Here is a 24645-nt window from a genome sequence, read left to right as displayed (position 1 = left end):
TCAGCCCCCCAGAAAGCTCTGGCGCACTTCGGGATTTGCCAGAAGCTCTTTGCCTGTGCCGGTGTGGCCGTTTGTGCCCTGCACGAGAACATAACCTTTGTCTGCAATTTCAAGCGCCTGGCGTGCGTTCTGCTCTACCATCAAGATAGGGATACCTGTGCGGGCCACGTCAATAATACGGTCAAACAGCTCGTCCATCACAATGGGCGACACGCCTGCTGTCGGCTCGTCCAACATCAGAAGTTTGGGCTTGGTCATCAGCGCACGGCCTACGGCAACCTGCTGGCGCTGTCCGCCCGAAAGCTCGCCCGCAGCCTGATAGCGTTTGTCCTTCAGGATAGGGAACAGATCGTAAATCTGTGTCATCGTGTCCCTGTAATCATCTGTGCGGATAAACGCGCCCATCTCGAGGTTTTCCTCGACTGTGAGCGAGGTGAAGATGTTGGAGGTTTGCGGCACAAAGCCCATACCCTTCACAACACGGTCCTGCGGGCTGAGCGCGGTGATGTCCTCGCCATCCAGCGTCACCGAGCCTTCGCGCAAGTCCAGCATCCCGAATACAGCTTTCATGGCCGTGGATTTTCCCGCGCCATTTGGGCCGACAATCACGGCAATCTCGCCGCGATCAACCGAAATGGTGCAGTTGTGCAAAATATCGGGGCCGCTTTTGCCGTAGCCGCCCGTCATATTCTCGCCAATCAGAAACGGTGTGCCGTCACGCCCCGGTTTGGCAGGGCCGCCCTTGCGATAGACTATCTCGCCCGCGCCTTTGGAGTTGGCAATCGAGCGGTCCTTGTTGCCGCGATCGTTCTGGTATGGGTTGGAAGTCATGCGCCCACCTTATCTTTATTCTTGAGCCCTGTTCCAAGGTAAGCCTCGATCACTTCGGGGTTGGCTTTGATCTCGGCCAATGTGCCTTCCGCAAGCACATGCCCCTCGGCCATACAGATGACAGGGTCACAAAGCATGTCGATGAAATCCATGTCATGCTCGATAACAACAAAGGTATAACCGCGCTCGGTATTGAGGCGTTTGATCGTGTCGGCAATGGTGTAGAGCAGGGTGCGGTTCACGCCTGCGCCCACTTCGTCAAGGAATACGATCTTGGCATCGACCATCATGGTGCGGCCAAGTTCAAGCAGCTTTTTCTGTCCACCCGAGACCTGACCGGCCTTGTGATCGGCCAGGTGTTCGATGGTCAGAAACTCCAGCACTTCATCGGCCTTGGCCTTTAGCGCGCGTTCCTCATCGGCAATGCGTTTGCGGCCAAACCATGTGTTCCAAAGCGTTTCGCCCGATTGGCCGGACGGAACCATCATCAGGTTCTCGCGGCAACTCATCGAACTGAATTCATGAGCGATCTGGAAGGTTCTGAGCAAACCCTTGTGAAAGAGTTCGTGCGGCGGCAAGCCGGTGATGTCCTCACCGTCCATAATCACGCGCCCCGAAGTGGGCGGTAAAACACCTGCAATCACGTTAAACAGCGTGGTTTTTCCAGCACCGTTCGGGCCGATGAGCCCCGTGATGGAACCTTGTTCAATGGTCAGCGAAGCGCCGTCAACGGCATGAAAGCCGCCAAAGTGCTTATGCAGATCATGCACTTCAATCATGCATGTCTCCCCCAAATTGTCGCGTTATATAGATATGCAAAACAGCCCGAAGCAAGCCTCGGGCTGTTTGCGTTAAGCTACAACTCAGCGGTAGCCGATTGTCGAGTATTCACCATCGGCAAACTCGATTTCTTGGTAGTTGCCGGCAGATTCGCCTGCTCCGACCAGCTCAACCGCAGTTGCGCCGACATAGTCGATGTCTGTGCCCGCTGCGATCAGATCAAGGGCTTTGCCAAGCTCGCCCGGGAAGATTTTCTCGCCCGGTGCGTTGGCCAGATCCATGATGTGGTCTTTGTAGTCGGCTGAGGCTGTGGAGCCTGCTTTTGCCATCGCCATCATCATAAGCGCTGCGGCATCGTAGCTTTCAGGGGCGAAAGCGCCTGTGCCGTCAAAGCCCGCACCCTTGGCCAGTTCAAGAAACTGTCCAGCGCCTTCGCTGTCTGTGCCGGGGTATGCGCCGTATGAGCCGTTCAACTCTGCGCCGAAGTTTTCGTTGAGTTTCACACCGACCATTCCGTCAGGGAAGTAGAAGGTGTCAAACGCGCCTGTGTCGAGAGCCGAGCGCACAACGCCTGAACCGCCTTGGTCAACATAGCCTGCAACAACAAGGACTTCGCCGCCCGCAGAGGCCAACGCACCAACTTCAGCCGAGTAGTCGGCTTTGCCGTCTTCGTGAGCCGATGAAATCGTCACCGAGCCACCAGCCGCTTCAAACTCGGTCTGGATCGCATCGGCAAGGCCTTTGCCATAGTCATTGTTTGTATAGGTGATGGCGATTTCTTTCACGCCGCGGTCTTGCAGGATGTTTGTAACAATCACACCCTGGCGCGCATCTGAAGGCGCTGTGCGGAAGAAGAGGCCGTCGTCTTCAGCTGTTGAAAGGCCGGGTGATGTGGCCGATGGCGAGACCATAACGATACCGTTGGGACGCGCCACGTTTTGCAGGATCGCGCCGGTTACGCCCGAGCAGTCGGCGCCCATGATGCCAGCAACACCGTCTGATGTGACAAGACGCTCGGCAGCCGATGTGGCGGCGGCGGCGTCAATGCATGTTGAGTCAGCGCGCACAGGCACAACGGTTGAGCCATCCATGAACTTGCCGCTGTCTGTGACTTCTTTCATCGCCAGCTCGGCACCGGCGGCCATGGCAGGTGTGATTGATTCCAACGGGCCGGTAAAGCCGAGGATGATGCCGATCTTGACATCTTCTGCAAATGCACCGCCCGCCATAAGCGCGGTTGCGGCTGTTGCCATAAGTAGTTTCTTCATGTGTCTTCTCCCTAGTGGTATTTTTGTTTTTAACTAACGGGCAGAATAACGCCGCGTTCTGAAAAGAAAAGCAGGATTTTGTGCAACTTGACCAAGCGTTAAGCAGAAGTGCACACGCTTGGTCGCTGTTTACATGCGGTTCAGATCACGCGCACATCAAGGGGCGGAAAGCCGTTGAAGCCGACACTGGAGTAAGTCGTGGTGTAAGCGCCCGTGTTGCGAATGAGCACACGGTCCCCTGCCACAAGGTCAAGCGGCATTTGCACGGGGCGTTTTTCATACATCACATCAGCGCTGTCACAGCTTGGGCCTGCAAGGATGCAAGGGCCGTGCTCGCTACCGTCTTTGCTTGTTTCAAGCTGGTAGCGGATCGCTTCACCCTCGGTTTCGGCAAGACCCGAGAAGCGACCGATATCAAGGTAAACCCAGCGCGCCATGTCATTCTCCGACTTGCGTGAAACAAGCAGAACCTCGGAGACAATCACGCCCGCTTCTGCCACAAGGCCGCGGCCAGGCTCGGCCATCACGCGGGCAGGGCAGCCAAACAGCGCATCAACCTGTGTCATAACATTGGCCGCGTATTCTGTCGGAGCCTCGATAGCTTCACCATAAAATGCAGGAAAGCCGCCGCCGATGTTGAGCAAGCTCAGATCATGTCCTTGCGCCTGCGCGGCGTGCCATGTCTTGGCAATTGCCGCCAAGGGCGCTGCCCACATTTCGGCACGGCGTGTCTGGGAGCCCACGTGAAACGACAGGCCGACCGGCTCAAGGCCCAGCGCGCGGGCATGGGCGAGCAATTCAAGCGCCATAACACCGTCGCAGCCAAACTTGCGGCTGAGCGGCCAGTCGGCCTCTGAAACACCCACGAGCAGGCGGATGTAAACTTGGGAGTGCGGCGCATGGGCGGCGATCTTCTCGAGCTCTGGCGCGCTGTCGGCCGCAAAAAGGCGCACACCTACAGCATATGCAAATGCAATGTCGGACGCGCGTTTGACTGTGTTGCCAAAAGAAATCTGCGAAGGATGCGCGCCCTGTGAGAGGCAAAGCTCGATTTCACCACGCGAGGCCGCATCAAAGCTTGAGCCTTCCGCCACGAGCGCGGCAATCACCGCTGGCTCGGGGTTGGCTTTTACAGCGTAGTGGATGTGCGCACGGCCAAGGCCTGTTTTGAGGCGGTGATATTGCGCGCGCACGCGGTCTGTATCCAGAACAACAGTCGGACGATCAAATTCATGCGCTTCAATATAAGCGTCAAGACGTGATGGGATAGCAGAAGTGAAGGGCGCAAAAGCGCCTTGGTGTTGCATCGTCATTGGTCATCTCCAAATAGACCCGGCCAGAGTTATGGCCGCTCAGTTCCAAAGGGAGACGTTACCGTCGCTACGTAAACACGTGTGCGTTGATGCTACAGGCCAGAGGCGCGTGCGTTGGCGTCTATAAATTCGCCATATGAGGCCAAAAGTGAGTCGCGACAATATGGAAAATGCACGGGCATGAAAAAACTTTAAACACCTGCAAATTATGGCTCAAAAGCTGCAATCACGGTTATGTTAATTGATTGGCTCATGCTGGCGGTTACCTTGAGGAGATGAAACATCTCATCCTTGCAGCCGCCCTTTGCCTGCCGCTTTCTGCCCATGCGCAAGAGATCGGCAAAATCACCGAAATCGCCTCCGGCTTTAACGGCCCATGGAGTATCGGGTTTCTGCCCGGTGGGGATGTGCTCGTTACGGAAAAGCGAGGCAAGCTCTGGCGGATTGGCCGCGACGGCACTCGAAGCGAGATTACGGGGTTGCCTGCTTCGGAAAACAAGGGGCAGGGCGGCTTGTTTGATGTGCTGCCCGCGCGCGACTTTGCAACAAGCGGGCGAATATATCTCAGCTATGCCAAAAAAGGCGTGGGGACAGCGGCGAGCATGGCGCGGCTGGAGGGCAACAGGCTTGTTGATCTCACCGAGATTTTTGAAATGCAGTCCGACAGCACAGGCGGGCGGCATTTCGGCGGGCGGCTGGCTGAAGCCGCGGACGGCAAAGTCTTTCTCACCATGGGAGACCGTGGCGATGGCCCCACCGCCCAAGACCCTGCACGCCACAACGGAACAATTGTTGAGATCGACCCAGCACGCGGCTCGGCTGTCTGGACAAAAGGTCACCGCAACCCGCAAGGCCTTGCTTTTGACGGTTCGGGCCAGCTCTGGGCGCATGAACACGGGGCCAAGGGCGGTGACGAGATCAACCGCATCGGGCAGGGCCGGAACTACGGCTGGCCCGTAATTTCATATGGCGTTCACTATTCGGGGGCCAAGATCGGCGAAGGAACGGCCAAAGACGGATACGAGCAGCCCGTATTCTATTGGGATCCCAGCATTGCTCCGTCTGGCCTCGCAATCCACTCGGGCAAGGGCTGGCCCGCCATGAAAGGCCGCTTCTTCGTCGGCTCGCTCAAGTTTGACCATATCGCTGTGATGGCTCCGGGTGGGGTGGAACAGATTGGCCGGATCAAAACGAGCGAAACCCGGCGCGTGCGCGATGTGCGTGAGGGGCCGAAAGGCGGTGTCTGGTTTCTGAGCGAAGGCAACGGCGCGCTCTACAGGATTGCGCCGCCGGAGTAAGCTATTTTTCAAAAGCCGGATCGGTCCTTCAGGGTTTGCGCTTTGGCTGCGCCAAATCGCGGTGGGCGAGAAGGGCTTTGCCCCTCTCGCGCTCTCCCCAGGATATTTTCAGCAAGAAAAAGCAGAAAGTAAATTATCAGGATTGGAGGCTGTCGGAAAGGAAAGAGCCGTTCTGCCCTCAGATCGAAAGGCGTGTCGCTTGTGAGCCGCGCTCGCGATAGGGCGTTGTGTTGTAATGGGCACGATAGCATTTGGAGAAATGGCTCGGGCTGGCAAAACCACAGGCCAGCGCCACGTTGATCACGCTCATATCGGTTTGCATCAGCAGATTACGCGCCTTTTGTAACCGCAGCTCCATATAGTAGCGCTTGGGCGAGCGGTTGAGATAGCGGCGGAACAACCGTTCGAGCTGGCGTGTGGACATGCCCACATCACGCGCCAGAATGGCAGGGCTGATCGGCTCTTCGATGTGGGCTTCCATCATCTGGATGACAAGGCTCAGCTTGGGATGCCGCACGCCGATGCGCGTCGGAACAGACAGGCGCTGCGTGTCCTGATCGGTGCGGATTGACGAGTAAATCAGTTGGTCTGCCACAGCATTGGCCAATTCTTCACCATGATCATCGGCTATGATTTTGAGCATCAAGTCAATCGAGCTGGTGCCGCCTGCCGTGGTCAACCTGTTCTTATCAATCACAAAAACCGATTTGGTGAGCTCGACCTCGTCAAACTCCTCGGTAAAGCTGTCCTGATTTTCCCAGTGGATGGTCGCGCGGCGGCCGTCCAGCAGCCCGGCCTTGGCCAGAGTGTAAGCCGCTGTGCAAAGCCCTCCGACAATCGGGCCTTTGCGCGCTTCACGGCGCAACCAAGAGACCAGTCGTCTGGTTGTTGCGGCTTGCACATTGATTCCGCTGCATACCAGAACAGTGTCATCGCGGGTGGTTTCGCCAAGGTCCATATCAAGCTTGAATTCTGTGCCCGCCGAACAAGTAATCGAAACACCGCCTTCGCCTGCGAGGCTCCACTCGTAAAGCGTGTGCTCTGCCATACGGTTGGCAATGCGCAAAGCCTCGACGGCCGAGGCGAAACTGAGCAATGTGAAGTTGTCGAGGAGAACAAAAATAAAGCGCCGTGGCTTTTTCGGCGTTTGCTCAAGTTTTATGGTAGGGCGTTGTTGCAGACTCATTCGGGGGCTTTCGCAATTCGAACACGTCACGTTTGTGTCGTATTTATCCACTTGGTCAGAGCTTTGGGGCTTCGTCAAGTCATGACATGCAGCAAAAGCTCTGCACGGGCAGATCATCGGGCCTCATGGCCGATTTCTGCGCCGCTGTGCAAGAGCAATTCATTTCTGATATGGTTTTCAGCCAAACCCGCCGCTATAAGGCGGCGTCGCAAGGACTGAAGTGGAGTGAATACAATGACGGAATGGCAGAAATCTGGCTGGCGCAACAAGCCTCGGGTCCAGATGCCCGACTATACCGATCAAGCCCAGCTTGAAACTGTCGAGGCACAGCTTTCAAAGTATCCACCACTGGTTTTTGCAGGCGAGGCTCGCCGTTTAAAAGAACATCTGGCTGCGGCTGGTCGTGGCGAGGCTTTCTTGCTTCAGGGCGGCGATTGTGCCGAAAGTTTCGATCAGTTCTCGGCCGATGCGATCCGCGATACCTTTAAAGTTATGCTGCAAATGGCAATGGTGCTCACTTACGGCGCTAAAGTTCCCGTCATCAAGGTTGGCCGCATGGCAGGCCAGTTCGCCAAGCCGCGCTCGGCCCCGACAGAAACGGTCAATGGCCAGGAATTGCCAAGCTATCGTGGTGATATCATCAACGAGCTTGATTTCACGTCTGGTGCGCGCATCCCCAACCCGGAGAAAATGCTGCAAGCCTATATGCAATCGGCGGCCACACTGAACCTGCTGCGCGCGTTCTCGACAGGCGGCTTTGCCGATATGAACCGCGTGCATTCGTGGACACTCGGCTTTGCAGAAGGCGAGGGCGCGTCGCGCTACGGTGATATCACCGCGCGTATTCAAGACAGCATTGATTTCATGGCGGCTGCTGGAATCACCGGAAAAACCACGCATGAGTTCAGTTCGGTCGAGTTTTACACCAGCCACGAAGCGCTCCTTCTGGAGTATGAAGAAGCGCTTACACGGCTTGATAGCACCTCGGGTAACTGGCTTGCCGGCTCGGGCCATATGGTCTGGATCGGTGATCGCACCCGCCAGCCCGACGGAGCGCATGTCGAGTTCGCCCGTGGGGTGCTCAATCCCATCGGGATGAAGTGTGGACCGTCGATGGAGCCTGATGACCTCAAGCGCCTGATGGCAACGCTCAACCCCGAAAACGAAGAGGGTCGCCTCACGCTCATCGCGCGCTTTGGCCAGGGCAAAGTCGGTGATCATCTGCCGAAGCTTATCCGCGCAGTGGAAGAAGAAGGCGCCAAGGTGGTCTGGGTCTGCGATCCGATGCATGGCAACACGATAAAATCGTCTTCAGGCTATAAAACACGCCCCTTCGGGCAGGTTCTGGGCGAGGTGCGCGAGTTTTTCGCTGTGCACAAAGCCGAGGGCACGCAGCCCGGCGGCGTGCATTTCGAGATGACAGGGCAGGACGTGACCGAATGTACAGGGGGTGTGCGTGATGTGACGGATGAGGATCTCTCGGACCGTTACCACACAGCCTGTGATCCGCGTCTCAATGCCTCGCAATCGCTTGAACTGGCTTTCCTTGTGGCGGAAGAGCTCACGTCTCTTCGTGAGGAAATGAGAACTAAAGCAAGAGCTTAGACCTCATACTTAAAGTCAAGGCGCGCACGGGGATCCCGCTGCGCGCCTTTTTTATCGGCTTTAGTTTCAAAATGCTCGGGAGGCGTCTGCCGGTGTGGTTTTCTCAGCCGTTGTCTTGCACAAGCTTGAGGTATGGTGCCCGAGCAAGCGGCGTCTCTAGGCTTGAATCGCTCTCATAAGGTTTATTTTTACATTCTTTATCAGTAGCTTGGCAGCTACTCTTCGCGCGCGAAGCCGTCCCAACCGGAGTTTTCTTAACGTCCACAAGAGAAAAACGGTGTGGCGCAGCGCCGGCGGAGCCTTTTGTCTCAAAACACCCCAGAATGCGGTTCACCTGGCCTTCATCGTCTTGCAATGGCAACAATAGCAGCCGCGCTTCAAGCGCCGTGCCTTCGGCCTGAAGGCTCAGTTGCATCTTGGCCGGGCTATTGAGCAGGCTCACCAAGACCCGAGCAAAGGCTTCGCGCGAGGCAGGCGTAATGAAAGAACTGATCGGCATCCCACGCACTTCCATTCCCATAAGCTCATTGAGATGCATCCCGGCAATCCGCACACGGGCGTGACCTGCCCCAATGCTTTCGAGTATGAAGGCGTAGTTGAGAGCATCTTCGATTCCGCGTGGATCAATCTGCGCGCGCAACGGCAATTCGCCTTGGGCTCTCAGGTTGTCCCAGTAGGTCTCGACCAATGTGCAAGCATCGTATTGCTTCAGGCTCAGCCTATTCATTATGTCCAAAACAACTCCTGTCTGCGCGTTCATATCACCCACCCTTTGAAATTGCATAATGCCCGACCTGTGCAAAGCCACAGAAAACGCCTGAGCCCTTTGCTTGCTTAACAAACTCATAATACAAAAGCCGCGAAAATTTGAGAGAAATTCGTCTGGATGGTTAATCCACTCTCGCGCAAGACTTGCACCGCGCGCCCTGTTGCGCGTAAGTCAGACCCAGAACAAGACGAAGGAGCAGCGCAGTGATTTCATCCATGACAGGGTTTGCCTCGGGCAAAGGCAGCTTTGCTGCCCACAGCTGGAGCTGGGAGCTGCGCGCCGTAAACGGCAAGGGGCAGGACATCCGCATCCGTGTGCCTGACTGGATCACCGGGCTCGAAACCCATCTGCGCAACACCGTTGCGGAGGCCACAGCACGCGGTCACATCACCATTGGTCTGCGGCTGGCTCGCGAAGAGGCAAGCGCAGCCCTGAGTGTCAATACAGCACAGCTTGAGGCGGTTCTAGCCGCCATGGCCGAAGTCGAGCAGCGCGCGATGGACCAGCACCTGTCGCTCCAGCCGAGCACCTCCAGCCAGATATTGGGCCTGCGCGGCATTCTCGAGCAAAGCACAACAGAGGACGACCCGGCACCCTTGCTTGCTGCGCTGAAAGCCGATTTCGCACCCGTTCTCGCAAGCTTCAACGAAATGCGCGCGTCCGAGGGTGCACAGCTTGAGGCGCTGATCACCTCTCAGATCGACGAGATAGAACGCCTCACCAATGCCGCCGCCGAGGCCGCCGAAGCGCGCCGTGAAGAAAGTGCCGCCGCCTTCCGCGCCAGCCTTGCCCGCGTGGCCGAGGCCGTGGATGTCGATGAAGGGCGTATCGCCCAAGAGCTGGCCATGCTGGCTGTGAAGGCCGATATCACTGAAGAGCTTGACCGCCTACATGCACATGTCGCCGCCGCACGAGAACTCATCGCCAAAGGTGGCCCCGTGGGACGCAAGCTTGATTTCCTCAGTCAGGAATTCAACCGCGAAGCCAATACACTCTGCTCCAAGGCGCAAATGAGCACGCTCACAAGCCTCGGACTTGATCTCAAAGCCGTCATCGACCAGATGCGCGAGCAAATCCAGAACGTGGAGTAAATCATGCAAGACCGTCGCGGCCTTCTTATCATCCTGTCTTCGCCCTCGGGGGCGGGCAAATCCACGCTCTCCAAAAGGCTCATCGCTTGGGACCCGAGCATCACCTTCTCGGTTTCCGCCACCACCCGTGCGCCGCGCGAAGGCGAGGTCGACGGGAAGGACTATCACTTCCTCAGCGTGGACGACTTCAAGAAAACCGTAGCCGACGATGGAATGCTGGAACACGCCCATGTCTTCGGCAACTTCTACGGCAGCCCCCGCGCGCCCGTTGAAAAAGCCATCGGAGCTGGCAAGGACGTGCTCTTTGATATTGACTGGCAAGGGGCACAACAAATCCGCAACTCCGCCCTTGGCGCACACACGCTCAGTATCTTTATTCTGCCTCCCTCGATAAAGGAACTGCACCGCCGCCTCGTGAGCCGCGGACAGGACTCAACCGAGGTGATAGAAAAGCGTATGCGCAAAAGCTGGGACGAGATCAGCCGTTGGGATGCCTATGACTACGTGCTCGTCAACGACGATCTGGATGCCACAGAAGAGCGCCTAAAAACCATCATCACCTCCCGCCGCCACCGCCGTATCCAGCAGCCAAAGCTGGTCGAGCATGTGCGCAAGCTTCAGGCCGAATTCGAGGATATGTCATGACACTCTATGCTTTGGGCGTCAAAGCCCCGCAGATTGATGAAGACACATGGGTCGCCCCCGATGCCAATATTATTGGCGATGTGGTGCTGGAGGCAGGCTGCTCTGTCTGGTTCAGCGCCACCCTTCGCGGCGACAACGAGCGCATTGCCATAGGCGCTGGCACAAATGTTCAGGAAAGCACAGTGATGCACACCGATATGGGCTATCCGCTCACCGTCGGCGCAAATTGCACCATTGGCCATAAAGTCATGCTGCACGGCTGCACCATTGGCGACAATTCTCTCGTTGGTATGGGGGCAATCGTGCTCAATGGGGCCAGGATCGGCAAAAACTGCCTGATCGGGGCAGGGGCGCTGATCACGGAAAACAAGGTTATCCCCGATGGCAGCCTTGTGATGGGCAGTCCCGGCAAAGTGGTGAAAACACTCGACGCAAGCGCGCATGCCATGCTGACGGCAAGTGCCATGCATTATCAGGATAACATGCGCCGTTTCCGCGCCAAACTGCGCATGCTCTAAGCTCTGGCCCGCGCTTTGCGTGCCTCTACCAGTGTGGCGCAGAAGGCTTCTGCCAACCGGGGGGCCTCGTCTTCAAACCAGATCGACGCTTCCAGCTTGGGAAAAGCTGCGGCCAACTCGCGCAGGACCATATTTCTGTCCGGCAGGTTGGGGCTGATAAAAATACAACGTCCCGTATAGCCTGTTTCCGTGAGCGCGGCACCCACATCGAATGCATCATAATCATCACAGACCAACCAGCACAGATAGGCTTCCGGTGATGCACCCATCTTGGCAAACGCCCCCAAATAAGCGATCGGCACGCTGCGCTCGGGCGGAACGCTATCAAAGGCAGGCGCATCGCAATAAAAAGATGTCAGGGTTACGATTCTAGGCTTCACTGGCAGCGAAACAAAGCTCATTTCTATGTGTCCTCGATGTAGTCATCTCACGTCTATTTTCCGAAGGCCTAATGACATGTATCAGTCCAGAAGTGTCACTCATGGCAAGTCAAAACCGGATGTCAGGCCGCAACATCAGGATGGTGCCAGCATAACAAAGGCACAATTGGCGTATATTGTGGAATTGCAAAGTGGCGCAAAACCAATAGAATGCGCGAGCTAATCTTTATCCATTGCTCGCACGGTCTTTGCGAGGCATCCTTACGGCTCTTAAATGCCTTCTTACTGTCGCTCGGCTCAGGGCTGAAGCGCGACACCGGACACCTCACAAAAATGCACGAAGCTCCCCACCATTCACCAGACGCACCGCTTGAAAGCCTTGTTTTTCTTGAGGCTTTGCAGCTGCCTGCACTCATTGTCAGCCCTGACGGTCGCATCGCAGCAGCTAACTCAAAGGCAGGCGAGCTGTTGGGGGCGGCATTAACGGGCTTCCCTTATGTCTCAGCCTTGCGCCAGCCCGACCTCGTAAAAGCGGTGGCCAATGCGCTTGAAGGCGCGGGCACGCAAGAAGGGCGCTACCTGTCGCAAACAGCGGCTCAAAGCGCAATTTATCGCACCGATGTGTCACCTCTGGGCGATACAGGCGGAGTTTTGCTCAGCTTTCAGGATATTTCTCACCTTGAGCAGGCGGGCCAGATGCGGCGCGATTTTGTCGCCAATGTCAGCCATGAGTTACGCACGCCACTCACGGCCTTAATGGGGTTTATCGAGACACTACAAGGCCCTGCAAAGGACGATACAACCACGCGAATCGCGTTTCTGGACATCATGGCGCAAGAGGCCGCGCGTATGGAGCGGTTGGTGAGTGATCTTTTGTCGCTCAGCCGCGTAGAATCAGAAGAGCGCCGCCCTCCACAAGGCAGTGTTGAAATCGGCGGGCTGATCCGTTCGGTGCTGGGCGCGCTTGAACCTGTGGCCAATGACGCCTCTGTCAGCTTGCAGGCCAAGCTGCCTGAAACAGCGCTCACATTGCGCGCTGATCCCGATCAGATCCGGCAAGTGCTCTCCAACCTGATTGAAAATGCAATAAAATATGGCGGGAAGGGCGGTCAGGTTACTGTAAGCGCAGAAGTCACTGGCCCGCAGGCTGCTTTACGTGGACAAAACGGGGTCCGTATTTCGGTGCGAGACACAGGCGCCGGGATTGATCCGCTCCATATTCCGCGGCTCACCGAGCGCTTTTACCGGGTCGATTCGCACCGCGCGCGGCAGGTGGGCGGAACAGGACTGGGCCTTGCGATCGTGAAACACATCGTCCAGCGCCATCGTGGCCGAATGAAAATAGAATCGGAGCTGGGCGAAGGCAGCGTGTTTTCGGTATTGCTGCCATTTGAAAGCCAAGAATAACTAATTAAAAGAGCGCCTTAGGGGGTGTCATAAAACTGTTATGTTTCTGTCACAAAACCATAGTCAGAGCGGCTTAGAAGCTGGGTTAACGCGCCGCAAAACGGCTTTTCCCTTCGGGACCTGCTAGGCTGCATCGTTCAAGGAGCACACTAAATGACCCATCAACATATCTCCTCTGCCTTTGATCGCGACCTTGAGGAAATTCAGGCCCAGATCATGAAGATGGGCGGGCTTGTTGAAATGGCAATCCTTGACGCCGCCGACAGCCTCGCCACCCATGACGAGGAAAAAGCCGAAGAGGTGCGCGCCAAAGACAAAGCCATCGACGCGCTTGAAGAGCTGATCAACGACGAGGCTGCACGGCTTATTGCCCTGCGCGCGCCCACAGCGATTGATCTGCGCCTCGTGCTCTCGGTTCTCAAAATATCGGCCAATCTTGAACGCATCGGTGACTACGCCAAGAACATGGCCAAGCGCACGGGCGTTCTTGCCAAGCTCACAGCGATTGACGAGGCCCATGTTTCGCTGCGCCGTATGGCGCGCGATGTGCAACTCATGCTCAAAGATGCGCTTGATGCCTACATCCGCCGCGATGCCGCGCTGGCACAAGATGTGATCGAACGCGATCAGGAGATAGATCAGCTTTACAACGCGCTTTTCCGCGAGTTCCTCACCTTCATGATGGAAGACCCGCGCAACATCACAGCCTGTATGCACCTGCATTTCATCGCAAAAAACACAGAGCGCATGGGTGATCATGTTACAGCCATTGCCGAGCAGGTGGTTTATCTCGTCACCGGCGAAAAACCCGGCGAGACACGCGAAAAAGCCGATATCACCTCGACGGACGCTAAAGTCAGCGGTGTCTCATGAGCGCGCCTGTCATCCTTCTGGTCGAAGACGAACCCTCCCAACGGGCCGTGCTCAGCTACAATCTCAAGGCCGAGGGCTTTGACGTTGTGGAAGCTGTCGATGGCGAAGAGGCTCTGCTTTTGGCGAGCGAAGCCCAGCCCGACCTCTGCCTGCTCGACTGGATGCTGCCGCATGTGTCAGGCCTTGAAGTTTGCCGCCGCCTCAAAAGCGGCAAGCAAACACGCGAACTGCCAATTATCATGCTCTCGGCCCGCTCCGAGGAGCTTGATAAAGTGCGTGGCCTCGAGACTGGTGCGGATGACTATATGGTCAAGCCATATTCAGTGGCCGAGCTGATCGCGCGGGTGCGCAAAGAACTGCGCCGCACACGCCCTGCCGCCTTGGGTGAGGAGCTCGTCTATGAAGATATTTTGCTTGATGCCGCGAGCCACCGTGTCAGCCGCGCAGGACACAATATCAAACTGGGACCGACCGAGTTCCGCCTGCTTGCCTGCTTCCTTGAGGCTCAGGGCCGTGTGCTAAGCCGCGAGCAACTGCTTGATCGGGTCTGGGGGCGCGACATCTATGTCGACACCCGAACAGTTGATGTTCACATCGGGCGCCTCAGAAAAGCGCTGATGCAGCATGGCGGCGGCGATCCTCTGCGCACGGTGCGTGGCGCAGGCTATGCGCTCGGGTAGAGAATTGCCCTAAGCTGTCCATACTGTTGTATATACAGCTTGCCCCACACTCTGCCCCACGGTTTGCCTTCCGGTCGAACATGACAATCCGTCATAAGGGCGTTTACCTTGGCAAAAGGTCTTCCCCCTCGATTTCCTCTTTCAACCAGCCTCGAAAGGCGGCAAGGGCAGGGGTGTTGTCTTTTTCTCGCGGCCAGACAAGATAGTAGCTTCCGCGGCTCGGGCATGGCGTGCCAAACACCACATTCAGCCGCCCTTCGGCTTCTTCCTCACGCGCCAGGTATTCGGGCAGCAGCGCAACCCCAAGTCCGTGCCTTGCCGCCTGCAAGATGGTTGAAAACTGGTCATAGCGCGTGCCGGCAAAGCCGCGTGTCTCAACCCCTTGCGCCATAAACCAGTCTTGCCAGGCGTCAGGTCGGGTCTGGATGTGCAAAAGCGGCAGGCGCTTCATATCCGAGGCATGTTTTACGGGGCTTGCTGCAAGAAATTCAGGCGAGGCCATCGGCAAAACAGCCTCCTTCTCAAGTAGCATGGAGCGGCAATCTGGCCAGTCTCCACTGCCAAAACTCAAGGCTGCGTCCATATCGCTGTTGGCAAAATCAAACTGTGCAAGCCGTGTGTTCATGTTCACTGTCACATCAGGGTGTGCACGGCCAAATCGGGGCAGGCGGGGCAGCAACCAACGCATCCCGAAAGTGGGCAGTATCGCAAGGTTCAGCGTGCCGCCCTCGGGGTTTGTTTGAAGCCGCAAGGCCGCATTGCCCAATACATCAAGGGCGCGGCGCACCTCTTCGGCATAGCGTGCACCCGCGCTTGTGAGGCTCACACGCTTGGCCCGGCGAATGAACAACTCAACCCCGAGTTGCACCTCAAGCGCCTGCAACTGCCGCGAAACAGCGCTCTGGGTCAGGCTCAGCTCTTGCGCTGCGGCCGTCACACTCCCAAGCCGTGCAAGCGCTTCAAGAGCAGCAAGCCCTTGAGAGGAGGGCAGATTTCGCCTTACACCCGTCATGCATTCCATTTTCGCATTAAAATAAGCCAAATTAGCGTTATTATATTCTCAATCAGCATGATAAACAAATCCAAATATCATGTAGCGAACGGAGCATTAAGATGAGCAACCAAACCCCTGAACTTAAAGCAAAAGATGCCCCTGAGCTTGGGCAATTTGATTGGCAGGATCCGCTTTACCTGACAGATGAGCTCGCCGACGACGAGCGCATGATTGCAGACAGCGCGCGCTCATACTCTCAGGAAAAGCTTATGCCAAGGATTACAGAGGCTTACGCCAATGAATCTGTTGCACCCGAGATCTTCAAAGAGATGGGCGATATGGGCCTTCTCGGCATTACCGTGCCTGAAGAGTACGGCGGACTCGGCAGCTCGTATGTGGCATATGGCCTTGTCGCGCGCGAAGTAGAGCGCGTGGACAGCGGTTACCGCTCGATGATGAGCGTTCAAAGCTCGCTCGTCATGTATCCGATTTACGCCTATGGTTCTGAAGATCAACGCAAAAAATACCTTCCGGGCCTCGCGGCAGGGGACCTTATCGGATGTTTCGGCCTCACCGAGCCAGATGCTGGCTCAGACCCTGCGGGCATGAAAACCCGCGCGGAAAAGACAGCCAACGGCTACAAGCTGACTGGCGCCAAAATGTGGATTTCCAACGCACCGATCGCAGATGTTTTTGTGGTTTGGGCCAAGTCGGAAGAACACGGCGGCAAAATCCGTGGTTTTATCCTCGAGAAGGGCATGAAAGGACTGTCCGCGCCCAAAATCGAGAACAAGATGAGCCTCAGAGCCTCTGTCACAGGCGAGATTGTCATGGATGGCGTAGAGGTAGGTGAAGACGCTCTTTTGCCGAATGTTCAAGGGCTTAAAGGGCCTTTTGGATGTCTGAACCGTGCGCGTTATGGCATCGCATGGGGCGCGATGGGCGCAGCCGAGTTCTGCTGGCACGCCTCGCGCCAGTATGGCCTTGACCGCCATCAATTTAAACGTCCTTTGGCCCAAACCCAGCTTTTCCAGAAGAAACTCGCGGACATGCAAACCGAGATCACACTTGGCTTGCACAGCGCATTGCGTCTTGGGCGCTTGATGGACGAGGCACGCGCAGCACCCGAAATGATTTCGCTGCTTAAGCGCAACAACTGCGGCAAAGCTCTTGATATTGCAAGACAATCCCGTGACATGCACGGCGGAAACGGGATCACGCTTGAGTATCATGTCATTCGTCATGCGATGAACCTGGAGACAGTTAACACCTACGAAGGCACGCACGACGTTCACGCGCTTATCTTGGGTCGGGCACAAACAGGGCTACAGGCGTTTTTCTAAGGCCAAACATTAAAAGGGGCGCCACAGAGCGCCCCTTATTTTCAAATCTAATTATCGCATAATATGTATTATGTTAATTTAATACCTGCTAAGCCATAGACATTACTGGCTGTTGGTGCCTATCGTTACCTATGAGTCTTGATAACCAAATAAACACACTGATGAGCACCCGCTCGATTGAAGAGCTTTGGGATATGCACTGCCGCCACATGAAGCATTATGGCTTCATACGGCTGCTATACGGCTTCACCCATTACCGCTCAGGTCAGTCACTCGGTGATCCGGATGACCTCGTGATCCTGTCAAACCATTCAAAAGAGTATCTGGACTGGTTTATCGGCGAGGAAAAATACAAAAAGGCACCGATGGTTCTTTGGGCGCTCGCCAATGAAGGCGTCATGAGTTGGTCCGATATCACCACACGCTATGAGGCTGGCTCGCTCACCAGCGAAGAAATTGATATCATGGCCCAGAACCACGCTTTGGGAGTTCGCGCAGGCTACTCGATCAGTTTCAGCTCGGTAACGCCCCGTTCGAAAGGTGCAATCGCGCTGACGGGAGGCCCCGATACGACACAAGCCGAGATTGATGCGATTTGGGAAAAGCACCAAAGCGAGATCATTGCGCTCAATAATGTGGTGCATCTGAAGATCCTCTCCCTGCCCCGCGTGTCACCTACGCGCAGCCTGACGCAGCGGCAACTTGAGGCGCTTCACTGGGTTGGAGATGGAAAAACAACAGCCGATACAGCGCTTTTGATGGGGTTGACGCAGGCAACTGTCGAGAAACACCTCAGACTGGCGCGAGAGGTTCTAAGCGTTGAAACCACAGCGCAAGCCGTTTTGAAGGCCGCGCTACAGAACCAGCTCTTTGTTGTCGATTACGGACAGGTCTGACGCAAGGTAAGGAATTCCTGACTTCACTTGGCGTCACATCTCTGGCAGCCTAAACCTGTTCCGTGAGTGGTGGCTTTAGCCTGGGAACATTGGGGGAATACCGCTGTGATATCAGCGCTCTATCTTCTTTGTCGGTTTTCCGACGGTCGGCCAAAGGGTTATTCTTCGCCCCGAGGCCGGCAGCTTTAACACTCTCAAAGGCTTATCAAAGAAAACAGCGCCGCTTTTACAAACGGCGCTGCATTCATTCTGTTTTGGAATAAGGCGTTAGCCTTTCATCGCCTTCGCGACCTCCTCAGCAAAGTTTTCTTCTTTTTTCTCAATACCTTCGCCAACTTCCATACGCACAAAGCCAGTGATGGTTGCACCAGCTTCTTTTGCTGCTTGCTCAACGCTCAGGTCGGGGTTCACAACAAAAGCCTGACCCAGAAGTGTGTTTTCGGCCAAGAACTTCGCCATACGGCCTACGATCATTTTTTCGATCACGGCGTCGGGCTTGCCCGATTCCTTAGCAATGTCGATCTGTACTTGGCGCTCTTTTTCGACCCATGCCGGATCGAGTGATGCTTCATTCAGCGCTTCAGGGCGTGCTGCTGCAATATGCATTGCAACCTGTTTGCCGAAGCCTTCGTTGCCGCCCGTCATGGCAACGAGAACGCCGATTTTTCCCATGCCGTCGGTGGCTGCGTTATGCACATATGACACAACAGTTTCGCCTTCGAGTGATGCCATGCGACGCAGCGACATGTTTTCACCTACGGTTGCGATTTTGTCGGTGATCATGTCGGCGACAGGCTTGCCGTCAACGTTCGTGGCAGCCAACTCTTCAACTGTCGAAACGCCTGTTGCCGCGCCTGCAATCTTGCGAACCATGTCCTGGAATTCGGCGTTCTTACCGACAAAGTCGGTTTCCGAGTTCACTTCAACGGCAACACCTTTGCCGCTTTCAACATTCACGGCCACAAGGCCTTCCGCCGCTGTGCGGCCAGATTTCTTGGCCGCTTTCGCAAGGCCTTTGGTGCGCAGCCAGTCAACAGCGGCGTCCATGTCACCATCTGTTTCTGTCAGTGCTTTTTTAGCGTCCATCATGCCTGCGCCCGTGCTGTCGCGCAGTTCTTTCACCATTGCTGCTGTGATCGCCATCTTGGCTCTCCTCATAACAAAATTGAAATTTGCAGGCGCGACATCTGTGCGCCTGCGAGTGTTGTGTTCGTCCGGTTTGGCTCAGCTTTCAGCTGGGGCTTCGGCGGCGAGTTCTTCAACAGGCGCCTCTTCCATCGCACCGATATCAACGCCTGCATTGCCGAGCTGAGCAGACATACCGTCAAGCGCCGCGCGGGCAACCAGATCTGTATAAAGCGCAATAGCACGTGCCGCATCGTCGTTGCCGGGGATGATATAGTCAACGCCGTCTGGCGAGCAGTTGGTATCAACCACAGCCACAACAGGGATACCGAGCTTGTTGGCTTCGGCCACGGCGAGCGCTTCTTTTTTCACGTCAATGACGAAAAGCAGATCAGGCACACCGCCCATTTCGCGGATACCGCCAAGCGAGGCTTGAAGCTTCTCTTGGTCGCGCTCCATGCCGAGGCGTTCTTTCTTGGTCAGGCCTTCAAAGCCGGTTTCCATTCTCTCGTCGATTGATTTGAGACGGCTGATCGACTTTGAAACAGTCTGCCAGTTTGTCAGCGTGCCACCGAGCCAGCGGTGGTTCATGTAATACTGTGCGCATTTTTCTGCGGCATCTGCAACAGGCGCTGCGGCCTGACGCTTTGTTCCAACGAAGAGAACGCGGCCGCCTTTTGCTACGGTTTCACGCACAACATTGAGCGCGGCATCGAGCATTGGAACAGTTTGTGTAAGATCCATGATGTGGATGCCGTTGCGTGCGCCGTAAATGAACGGGCCCATGCGCGGGTTCCAGCGTTGTGTTTGGTGACCAAAGTGTACGCCTGCTTCAAGCAGTTGGCGCAATGTGAACTCAGGAAGAGCCATTGTCTTTATCCTTTCCGGTTTATGCCTTGATGGAGGGAAGAGAAGCGATTGCTTCAACCGGTGGACATAGAAGGATTTCTCCCCCCTAAGCCCGCCTCCATCTGCGAAGTTAGTGGCACGCGTATATAGCCGCCCCCTGCCCTTTGCAAGCCTTCTTTGCCGTGGCTCAAAGAGCATTGCCAAGCGGCTCTCTTATCGGCATTTAAAGACCATGCAAAGAGACGCAAAAGAAATCATCTGCATCGGTTCCGTATTGTGGGATATCATCGGCCGTAGTCCGCGCGAAATGCGCGCCGGCAATGATATGCCGGGGCGGATAACCCGAATTCCGGGCGGCGTTGCGATGAATATTGCCATGACGCTGGCGCGCTTCGGCTTGCGCCCTGTTCTGCTCTCCGCCCTTGGCCGTGATGCGGCCGGTGCCGAGCTTGTGAAGGCTGGCAAAGACTTGGGGCTTGTCTGCGATTACATCCATTTCAGCCAACGCCCGACCGATGCCTATATGGCGATCGAGGGCGCGAACGGTCTCATTGCAGCCATCGCCGATGCGCATTCGCTTGAGGCGGCAGGTGATGAGATTCTGGCACCTTTATTTAACGGCACGCTCGGGAGCACACAGGCTCCCTACTCTGGCCCGATTGCGCTGGATGGCAATCTGACAGAAGCATTGCTGGAGCAAATCGCTCTCAGCCCTGCCTTTGCTGCGGCTGATTTGCGTGTCGCACCCGCTTCTCCCGGAAAAGCCGAGCGTCTGCGCGCCGTGATTGCCCACCAGGGAGCCACGCTTTATGTGAACCTTGAGGAAGCCGAGCTGATCAGTGGCGCACGCCGTCTGACCACAGCCCATGACGGCGCGAAAGCACTCCTCGACGCTGGCGCGCGGCGTGTCGTCGTGACCCATGGCGCAAATATGGCCTGTGATACTTGTAACAATGACAGTCACAAGGCCGCTCCCCCGCGGGTCATTGCCGCGCGCATCACAGGCGCGGGCGATACTTTCATGGCGGCGCACATCGCTGCTGAATTGCAAGGCAAGTGTCGGGCCGAGGCCATAGAGTTTGCCCAGAAAACAGCCGCAACTTATGTTGCAGGAGACGACAACTATGTATGATATCACCTTTTCCGCCGAAGTTGCCGAAGCGCGCACCACAGGCGCGCCAATTGTAGCGCTGGAAAGCACCATCATTACACACGGCATGCCCTATCCGCAAAATGTGGAAACCGCTCTGAAAGTTGAGGCCGAGGTGCGTGCACACGGAGCAACACCTGCGACGATTGCGGTTCTCGATGGTGTTCTGCATGTCGGGCTGGAAACCAAAGAGCTTGAAGCTTTGGCGCAGGCGCAAAACGTGGCCAAGCTCAGCCGTGCCGACCTCGCTGCATGTCTCGCAACGGGTGGCACAGGCGCCACCACCGTTGCGGCTACGATGATTGCCGCGGTGCTGGCCGATATTCACGTGTTCGCAACAGGCGGTATCGGTGGCGTGCATCAAGGTGCGGAGACCAGCTTTGATATCTCGGCCGATCTGCAAGAACTGGCGCAAACGCGGGTCACAGTTGTCGCTGCCGGGGCTAAGGCAATCCTTGATATTCCCAAAACACTGGAAGTGCTCGAAACCCTCGGCGTGCCGGTTATCGGCTTTGGTCAGGATGATTTTCCTGCCTTCTGGTCGCGCGCCTCGGGCCTTGTTGCCCCTTTGCGGATGGACACCCCCGCCGCGATTGCCAAGGCCCATATGATGCGCCGCGCTCTTGGCCTTCCGGGCGGCCAACTTGTCGGCAACCCTGTGCCCGTTGAAGCCGAGATAAGTGCTTCCGTGATGGCCCCGGTGATAGCCCAAGCCCAAGCAGAGGCCGCCTCCCAAGGCATCGCAGGCAAGGCAGTAACGCCCTTCTTGCTGGCACGTATTTTCGAGCTGACAGAAGGGCGTTCGCTGAGCACCAATATCGCCCTTGTTTTGAACAATGCCCGCCTTGCTGCACAGATTGCAGGCGAAATGGGGAGTTAATCCCGAGGAGAAACAGTGTTTCCTTTGCTTTAACGATTGTTAAAATCACCACCTATACCTAAATGAAGCGCTGTAGATTGGAACCGGACCTCGAATGACAACACCCTTTGACGAAGACCACCACAAGCGCCGCAGCATGTTTGCGGGTCTGCGGGCCTCGTTTTTCACGGGTCTGATTGTGATCGCGCCTGTCGCCTTCACGATCTGGCTGCTCTGGAGCTTCATCGGCTGGGTGGACGGTTTTGTCATGCCGTTTGTGCCGAACAACTATCACCCTGAACAGCTGATCAACCGCTGGCTTGGACGCACACGTGGAACGGAAGACTGGATCGGCGTGAACATCCGTGGAGTCGGGGTGTTTGTGTTCTTCTTCTTCACAATCTTTGTTGGCTGGCTGGCCAAGGGCCTCTTGGGTCGCTCGCTCATTCGCTATGCCGAAGGGCTGTTAGAGCGCGTGCCTGTGGTGCGCTCGATCTACAATGGCGTGAAGCAGATTGCCGAAACGATCTTTGCCCAGTCCGAGCGCAGCTTCGAGAAAGCCTGCCTGATAGAATATCCACGCAAAGGCATCTGGGCGATCGGATTTGTCTCCATAGCCGCCAAGGGCGAAATTGCAGCCAAGGCCGATGCCGACGGCGATATGATGAGTATCTTTCTTCCCACAACGCCCAACCCGACCTCGGGTTTCTTGTTGTTTGTGCCACGCGCCGATGTGATCGAACTGGATATGACCGTTGAAGATGCAGCCAAACTGGTTATTTCCGCAGGGCTTGTTTACCCCAATCCGAAAGACCCATCCAAGCAAGTGCAAAACGGGGCGAAAAACGGGGGCTGATCAGCCGAACATCTCGGCAAGATTGGCTGTCTGCATTTTTCCTAAATCACTCTTGTGATCTGCGAGGAAATCACCCGCCGCGCGCCTTCCGGCCTGTTTGAGTTGCTGGATGACAGAGGGCACGGCGACGGTTTTAGTTGCCACCGAAAGATCATTCATCAATGCATCATCCGCGATCATATGAACCCGCATGTTCTTCATCGCGCCGTTTTTCAAATTGCCATCTGCTATAAGCCGCTGAACAAACTCGATGTTGCGCAACTCACGCAAAAGCGAAGCGTTGAAGCTGATCTCGTTGATCCTGTTCTGGATTTCCTGCGGCGTCACCGGGCTTTTCTCGCGCTCAAGCGGGTTGATGTTGATGATGATCACATCGTCAGGCAGTGCGGCATCAAACAGCGGGAACAATGCGGGGTTGCCTGTATAACCTCCATCCCAAAAGGTTTCACGCGTTCCTGTTTTAGGGTCTGTCAGCTCGACCGCCTGAAAAAGTGTAGGCAGACAAGCCGAAGCCAGAATGGCATCGGTGCTAATATTTTCGCCGCTGAAAATCCTCACCTTGCCCTCGCGCACCTGGGTGGCGCAGATAAAAAGCTCGGGGCCGTGATCGTCGCAGACTTTGTCAAAATCAAACTGCTCGACAATACGACGCAGCGGGTTTTGGTAAAGCGGCCCCCAGCCATAAGGGGAAAGCATCCGGCTCACCGCATCGCCCCACATATAGAGCGGGGAAAACTCGATAGCCTGGCTCACCTGTGCGGGCTATGGAAGCCAACTGTTCAGCCATGCAGGCAGTGCCAAATCCTCAATACCTGCCACCTCGTTCCAAAGCCAATCAAGGTTCTCCCGTGCGCCTTCGTTGCCCCCCTTGAGAAACCCCGCTTTCAGCGCCGCGCCGTTGAGTGCTCCTGCTGATGTGCCTGAAATGGCGGCAATCTCGATATCTGGCTCTTCCAGCAAGCGATCAAGCGCGCCCCATGTGAAGGCTCCGTGAGCGCCCCCGCCCTGTAATGCGAGGTTGAGGCGCAAAGGAGAGCTCACAACGCTGTCCAACCGCCATCAACCGAAATAGTCGTGCCTGTAATCTGGGCCGCCGCATCCGATGCCAGAAAGACAGCTGTGCCGCCGAGCTGCTCGACTGTGGCAAACTCTTTGGAGGGTTGGCGCGTCAGCATGACATTCTTGATCACGTCCTCGCGGCTCATGTCATATTCTTTCATCGTGTCAGGGATCTGCGCTTCAACCAGAGGCGTGAGCACATATCCGGGGCATATAGCATTGGCCGTGATAGGCTCCTGCGCGGTTTCCAGTGCTGTGGTTTTGGTCAGCCCGACAACCCCGTGCTTGGCAGCAATATACGCCGATTTATAAGGCGAGGCCGTGAGCCCATGCGCTGAGGCGATGTTGATCACACGGCCCCAGCCCGCTTTGCGCATCATAGGCAAGGCGGCCGCAGTCGTGTGAAAAGCAGACGTCAGGTTGATCGCGATAATGGCATCCCATTTATCAGTCGGAAACTCGTCGATCGCCGCGACATGCTGGATACCGGCATTGTTGATCAGTATGTCACATTGGCCCGCCGCCTCAATCAACGCGCGGCATTCGGCTCCTTTTGACATATCCGCTTTGATGTAGCGCGCAGTCACGCCTGTCTCGCCGGCAATTTCGGCCGCAATGGCATGGTCTTCATCACGGTCGGTGAAAGAGTTAAGCACCACATTCGCCCCTGCCCGCGCCATCTCCCAGGCGATGCCAAGACCGATTCCCGAATTTGAACCTGTGATAACGGCGGTTTTACCTTTGAGTGTCATGCTGTGCTCCACGTTCTATTTGCACCTGCAGCAATACCGCGAGAGATTGGCCAATGCCAACCCAAAGCACATAAGTGTGAAGAACTGCTCGGCCAAAAAAAAACGCCAGCACAAGGCT

General features: G+C 56.1%; 24 protein-coding genes and 1 pseudogene. 13 read left to right on the top strand and 12 right to left on the bottom strand.

All coding sequences use genetic code 11. The features are described from left to right. The 4 genes from OE750_RS04610 to OE750_RS04595 all read right to left on the bottom strand — a co-directional run bounded on the left by OE750_RS04610 (window position 1) and on the right by OE750_RS04595 (window position 4192). On the bottom strand, window positions 1–831 hold the full coding sequence (locus OE750_RS04610) for an ABC transporter ATP-binding protein (RefSeq protein WP_263761910.1): 831 nt from the start codon (window positions 829–831) through the stop codon (window positions 1–3). Beyond that, window positions 828–1610 carry an ABC transporter ATP-binding protein gene (locus OE750_RS04605; protein WP_263761908.1) on the bottom strand — a complete coding sequence of 261 codons (783 nt, stop codon included), beginning with the start codon at window positions 1608–1610 and terminating at the stop codon, window positions 828–830. Before OE750_RS04605 ends, OE750_RS04610 begins: the two co-directional genes overlap by 4 nt. A gap of 84 nt (window positions 1611–1694) precedes the next feature. Then, window positions 1695–2879: an ABC transporter substrate-binding protein gene (locus OE750_RS04600; RefSeq protein WP_263761906.1), complete on the bottom strand. Its 1185-nt coding sequence runs from the start codon at window positions 2877–2879 to the stop codon at window positions 1695–1697. A gap of 140 nt (window positions 2880–3019) precedes the next feature. Further along, window positions 3020–4192, bottom strand: a complete 1173-nt coding sequence (locus OE750_RS04595; RefSeq protein WP_263761904.1) for a type III PLP-dependent enzyme — start codon at window positions 4190–4192, stop codon at window positions 3020–3022. Between the two features lie 275 nt (window positions 4193–4467). On the opposite strand from OE750_RS04595, the gene OE750_RS04590 reads away from it, so the two are divergent. Beyond that, a complete protein-coding gene (locus OE750_RS04590; protein WP_263761902.1) occupies window positions 4468–5490 on the top strand; it encodes a PQQ-dependent sugar dehydrogenase in 1023 nt (340 codons plus the stop codon). 178 nt (window positions 5491–5668) lie between these two features. Here OE750_RS04590 and OE750_RS04585 read toward each other — a convergent pair whose 3' ends face one another. Next, a complete protein-coding gene (locus OE750_RS04585) occupies window positions 5669–6676 on the bottom strand; it encodes a GlxA family transcriptional regulator (RefSeq protein WP_263761900.1) in 1008 nt (335 codons plus the stop codon). A 234-nt stretch (window positions 6677–6910) separates the two neighbouring features. Here OE750_RS04585 and OE750_RS04580 point away from each other — a divergent pair, with 234 nt between their 5' ends. Further along, a complete protein-coding gene (locus OE750_RS04580; RefSeq protein ID WP_263761898.1) occupies window positions 6911–8281 on the top strand; it encodes a class II 3-deoxy-7-phosphoheptulonate synthase in 1371 nt (456 codons plus the stop codon). A gap of 103 nt (window positions 8282–8384) precedes the next feature. On the opposite strand, the gene OE750_RS04575 is transcribed toward OE750_RS04580, so the two are convergent. Continuing rightward, window positions 8385–9065, bottom strand: a complete 681-nt coding sequence (locus OE750_RS04575) for a PAS domain-containing protein (RefSeq protein WP_263761896.1) — start codon at window positions 9063–9065, stop codon at window positions 8385–8387. 200 nt (window positions 9066–9265) lie between these two features. Between OE750_RS04575 and OE750_RS04570 the strand changes: the two genes are divergently transcribed. The 3 genes from OE750_RS04570 to OE750_RS04560 are packed head-to-tail and all read left to right on the top strand — an operon-like array spanning window position 9266 to window position 11304. Further along, window positions 9266–10141, top strand: a complete 876-nt coding sequence (locus OE750_RS04570) for a YicC/YloC family endoribonuclease (protein WP_263762022.1) — start codon at window positions 9266–9268, stop codon at window positions 10139–10141. A gap of 3 nt (window positions 10142–10144) precedes the next feature. Further along, window positions 10145–10786, top strand: a complete 642-nt coding sequence (gene gmk, locus OE750_RS04565; protein ID WP_263761894.1) for a guanylate kinase — start codon at window positions 10145–10147, stop codon at window positions 10784–10786. Then, on the top strand, window positions 10783–11304 hold the full coding sequence (locus OE750_RS04560) for a gamma carbonic anhydrase family protein (protein WP_263761890.1): 522 nt from the start codon (window positions 10783–10785) through the stop codon (window positions 11302–11304). Before gmk ends, OE750_RS04560 begins: the two co-directional genes overlap by 4 nt. Here the strand turns inward: OE750_RS04560 and OE750_RS04555 are convergent. Further along, window positions 11301–11705, bottom strand: coding sequence for a hypothetical protein (locus OE750_RS04555; protein ID WP_263761888.1), 405 nt, complete (start codon window positions 11703–11705; stop codon window positions 11301–11303). The genes OE750_RS04560 and OE750_RS04555 overlap by 4 nt on opposite strands. A gap of 189 nt (window positions 11706–11894) precedes the next feature. Between OE750_RS04555 and OE750_RS04550 the strand changes: the two genes are divergently transcribed. From OE750_RS04550 to phoB, 3 genes are all read left to right on the top strand, one after another. Next, entirely contained in the window at window positions 11895–13091 is a 1197-nt protein-coding gene (locus OE750_RS04550) for an ATP-binding protein (protein ID WP_318527975.1), read from the top strand. 153 nt (window positions 13092–13244) lie between these two features. Then, window positions 13245–13964, top strand: a complete 720-nt coding sequence (gene phoU / locus OE750_RS04545) for a phosphate signaling complex protein PhoU (protein WP_263761885.1) — start codon at window positions 13245–13247, stop codon at window positions 13962–13964. Beyond that, window positions 13961–14644, top strand: a complete 684-nt coding sequence (gene phoB, locus OE750_RS04540; RefSeq protein ID WP_263761883.1) for a phosphate regulon transcriptional regulator PhoB — start codon at window positions 13961–13963, stop codon at window positions 14642–14644. The genes phoU and phoB overlap by 4 nt, the downstream gene beginning before the upstream one ends. A 103-nt stretch (window positions 14645–14747) precedes the next feature. Here the strand turns inward: phoB and OE750_RS04535 are convergent, their stop codons facing one another. After that, window positions 14748–15656 (bottom strand): LysR substrate-binding domain-containing protein, encoded by a 909-nt coding sequence (locus tag OE750_RS04535; protein WP_263761881.1) that lies wholly within the window; start codon window positions 15654–15656, stop codon window positions 14748–14750. 101 nt (window positions 15657–15757) lie between these two features. On the opposite strand from OE750_RS04535, the gene OE750_RS04530 reads away from it, so the two are divergent. Then, window positions 15758–16981, top strand: a complete 1224-nt coding sequence (locus OE750_RS04530; protein WP_263761879.1) for an acyl-CoA dehydrogenase — start codon at window positions 15758–15760, stop codon at window positions 16979–16981. 161 nt (window positions 16982–17142) lie between these two features. Then, entirely contained in the window at window positions 17143–17877 is a 735-nt protein-coding gene (locus OE750_RS04525) for a LuxR family transcriptional regulator (protein ID WP_263761877.1), read from the top strand. 267 nt (window positions 17878–18144) lie between these two features. Here the strand turns inward: OE750_RS04525 and tsf are convergent, their stop codons facing one another. Both tsf and rpsB read right to left on the bottom strand, forming a co-directional pair. After that, the gene (gene tsf, locus OE750_RS04520; RefSeq protein ID WP_263761875.1) at window positions 18145–19020 is read right to left on the bottom strand and encodes a translation elongation factor Ts; all 876 of its coding nucleotides are present in this window, start codon (window positions 19018–19020) and stop codon (window positions 18145–18147) included. Window positions 19021–19101: 81 nt separating this feature from the next. Further along, window positions 19102–19872: a 30S ribosomal protein S2 gene (gene rpsB, locus OE750_RS04515; protein ID WP_263761873.1), complete on the bottom strand. Its 771-nt coding sequence runs from the start codon at window positions 19870–19872 to the stop codon at window positions 19102–19104. A gap of 211 nt (window positions 19873–20083) precedes the next feature. Here rpsB and OE750_RS04510 point away from each other — a divergent pair, with 211 nt between their 5' ends. From OE750_RS04510 to OE750_RS04500, 3 genes are all read left to right on the top strand, one after another. Then, entirely contained in the window at window positions 20084–20983 is a 900-nt protein-coding gene (locus OE750_RS04510; protein ID WP_263761870.1) for a PfkB family carbohydrate kinase, read from the top strand. Continuing rightward, complete coding sequence (locus OE750_RS04505; RefSeq protein ID WP_263761868.1) at window positions 20976–21881, top strand: pseudouridine-5'-phosphate glycosidase; 906 nt, start codon at window positions 20976–20978, stop codon at window positions 21879–21881. Before OE750_RS04510 ends, OE750_RS04505 begins: the two co-directional genes overlap by 8 nt. A gap of 94 nt (window positions 21882–21975) precedes the next feature. Continuing rightward, window positions 21976–22716, top strand: a complete 741-nt coding sequence (locus OE750_RS04500; protein WP_263761865.1) for a DUF502 domain-containing protein — start codon at window positions 21976–21978, stop codon at window positions 22714–22716. Here OE750_RS04500 and OE750_RS04495 read toward each other — a convergent pair. Beyond that, a pseudogene (locus OE750_RS04495) lies at window positions 22717–23757 on the bottom strand (patatin-like phospholipase family protein). After that, window positions 23754–24527 carry a 3-hydroxybutyrate dehydrogenase gene (locus OE750_RS04490; RefSeq protein WP_263761863.1) on the bottom strand — a complete coding sequence of 258 codons (774 nt, stop codon included), beginning with the start codon at window positions 24525–24527 and terminating at the stop codon, window positions 23754–23756. Before OE750_RS04490 ends, OE750_RS04495 begins: the two are co-directional and overlap by 4 nt. Window positions 24528–24645 lie beyond the last annotated feature (118 nt).

This window comes from Lentibacter sp. XHP0401 (genome assembly GCF_025751535.1).
Taxonomy (GTDB): domain Bacteria; phylum Pseudomonadota; class Alphaproteobacteria; order Rhodobacterales; family Rhodobacteraceae; genus Lentibacter.
Note: the sequence above shows the minus strand (reverse complement) of the source record. Positions and strands in the feature narration are given on the sequence as shown.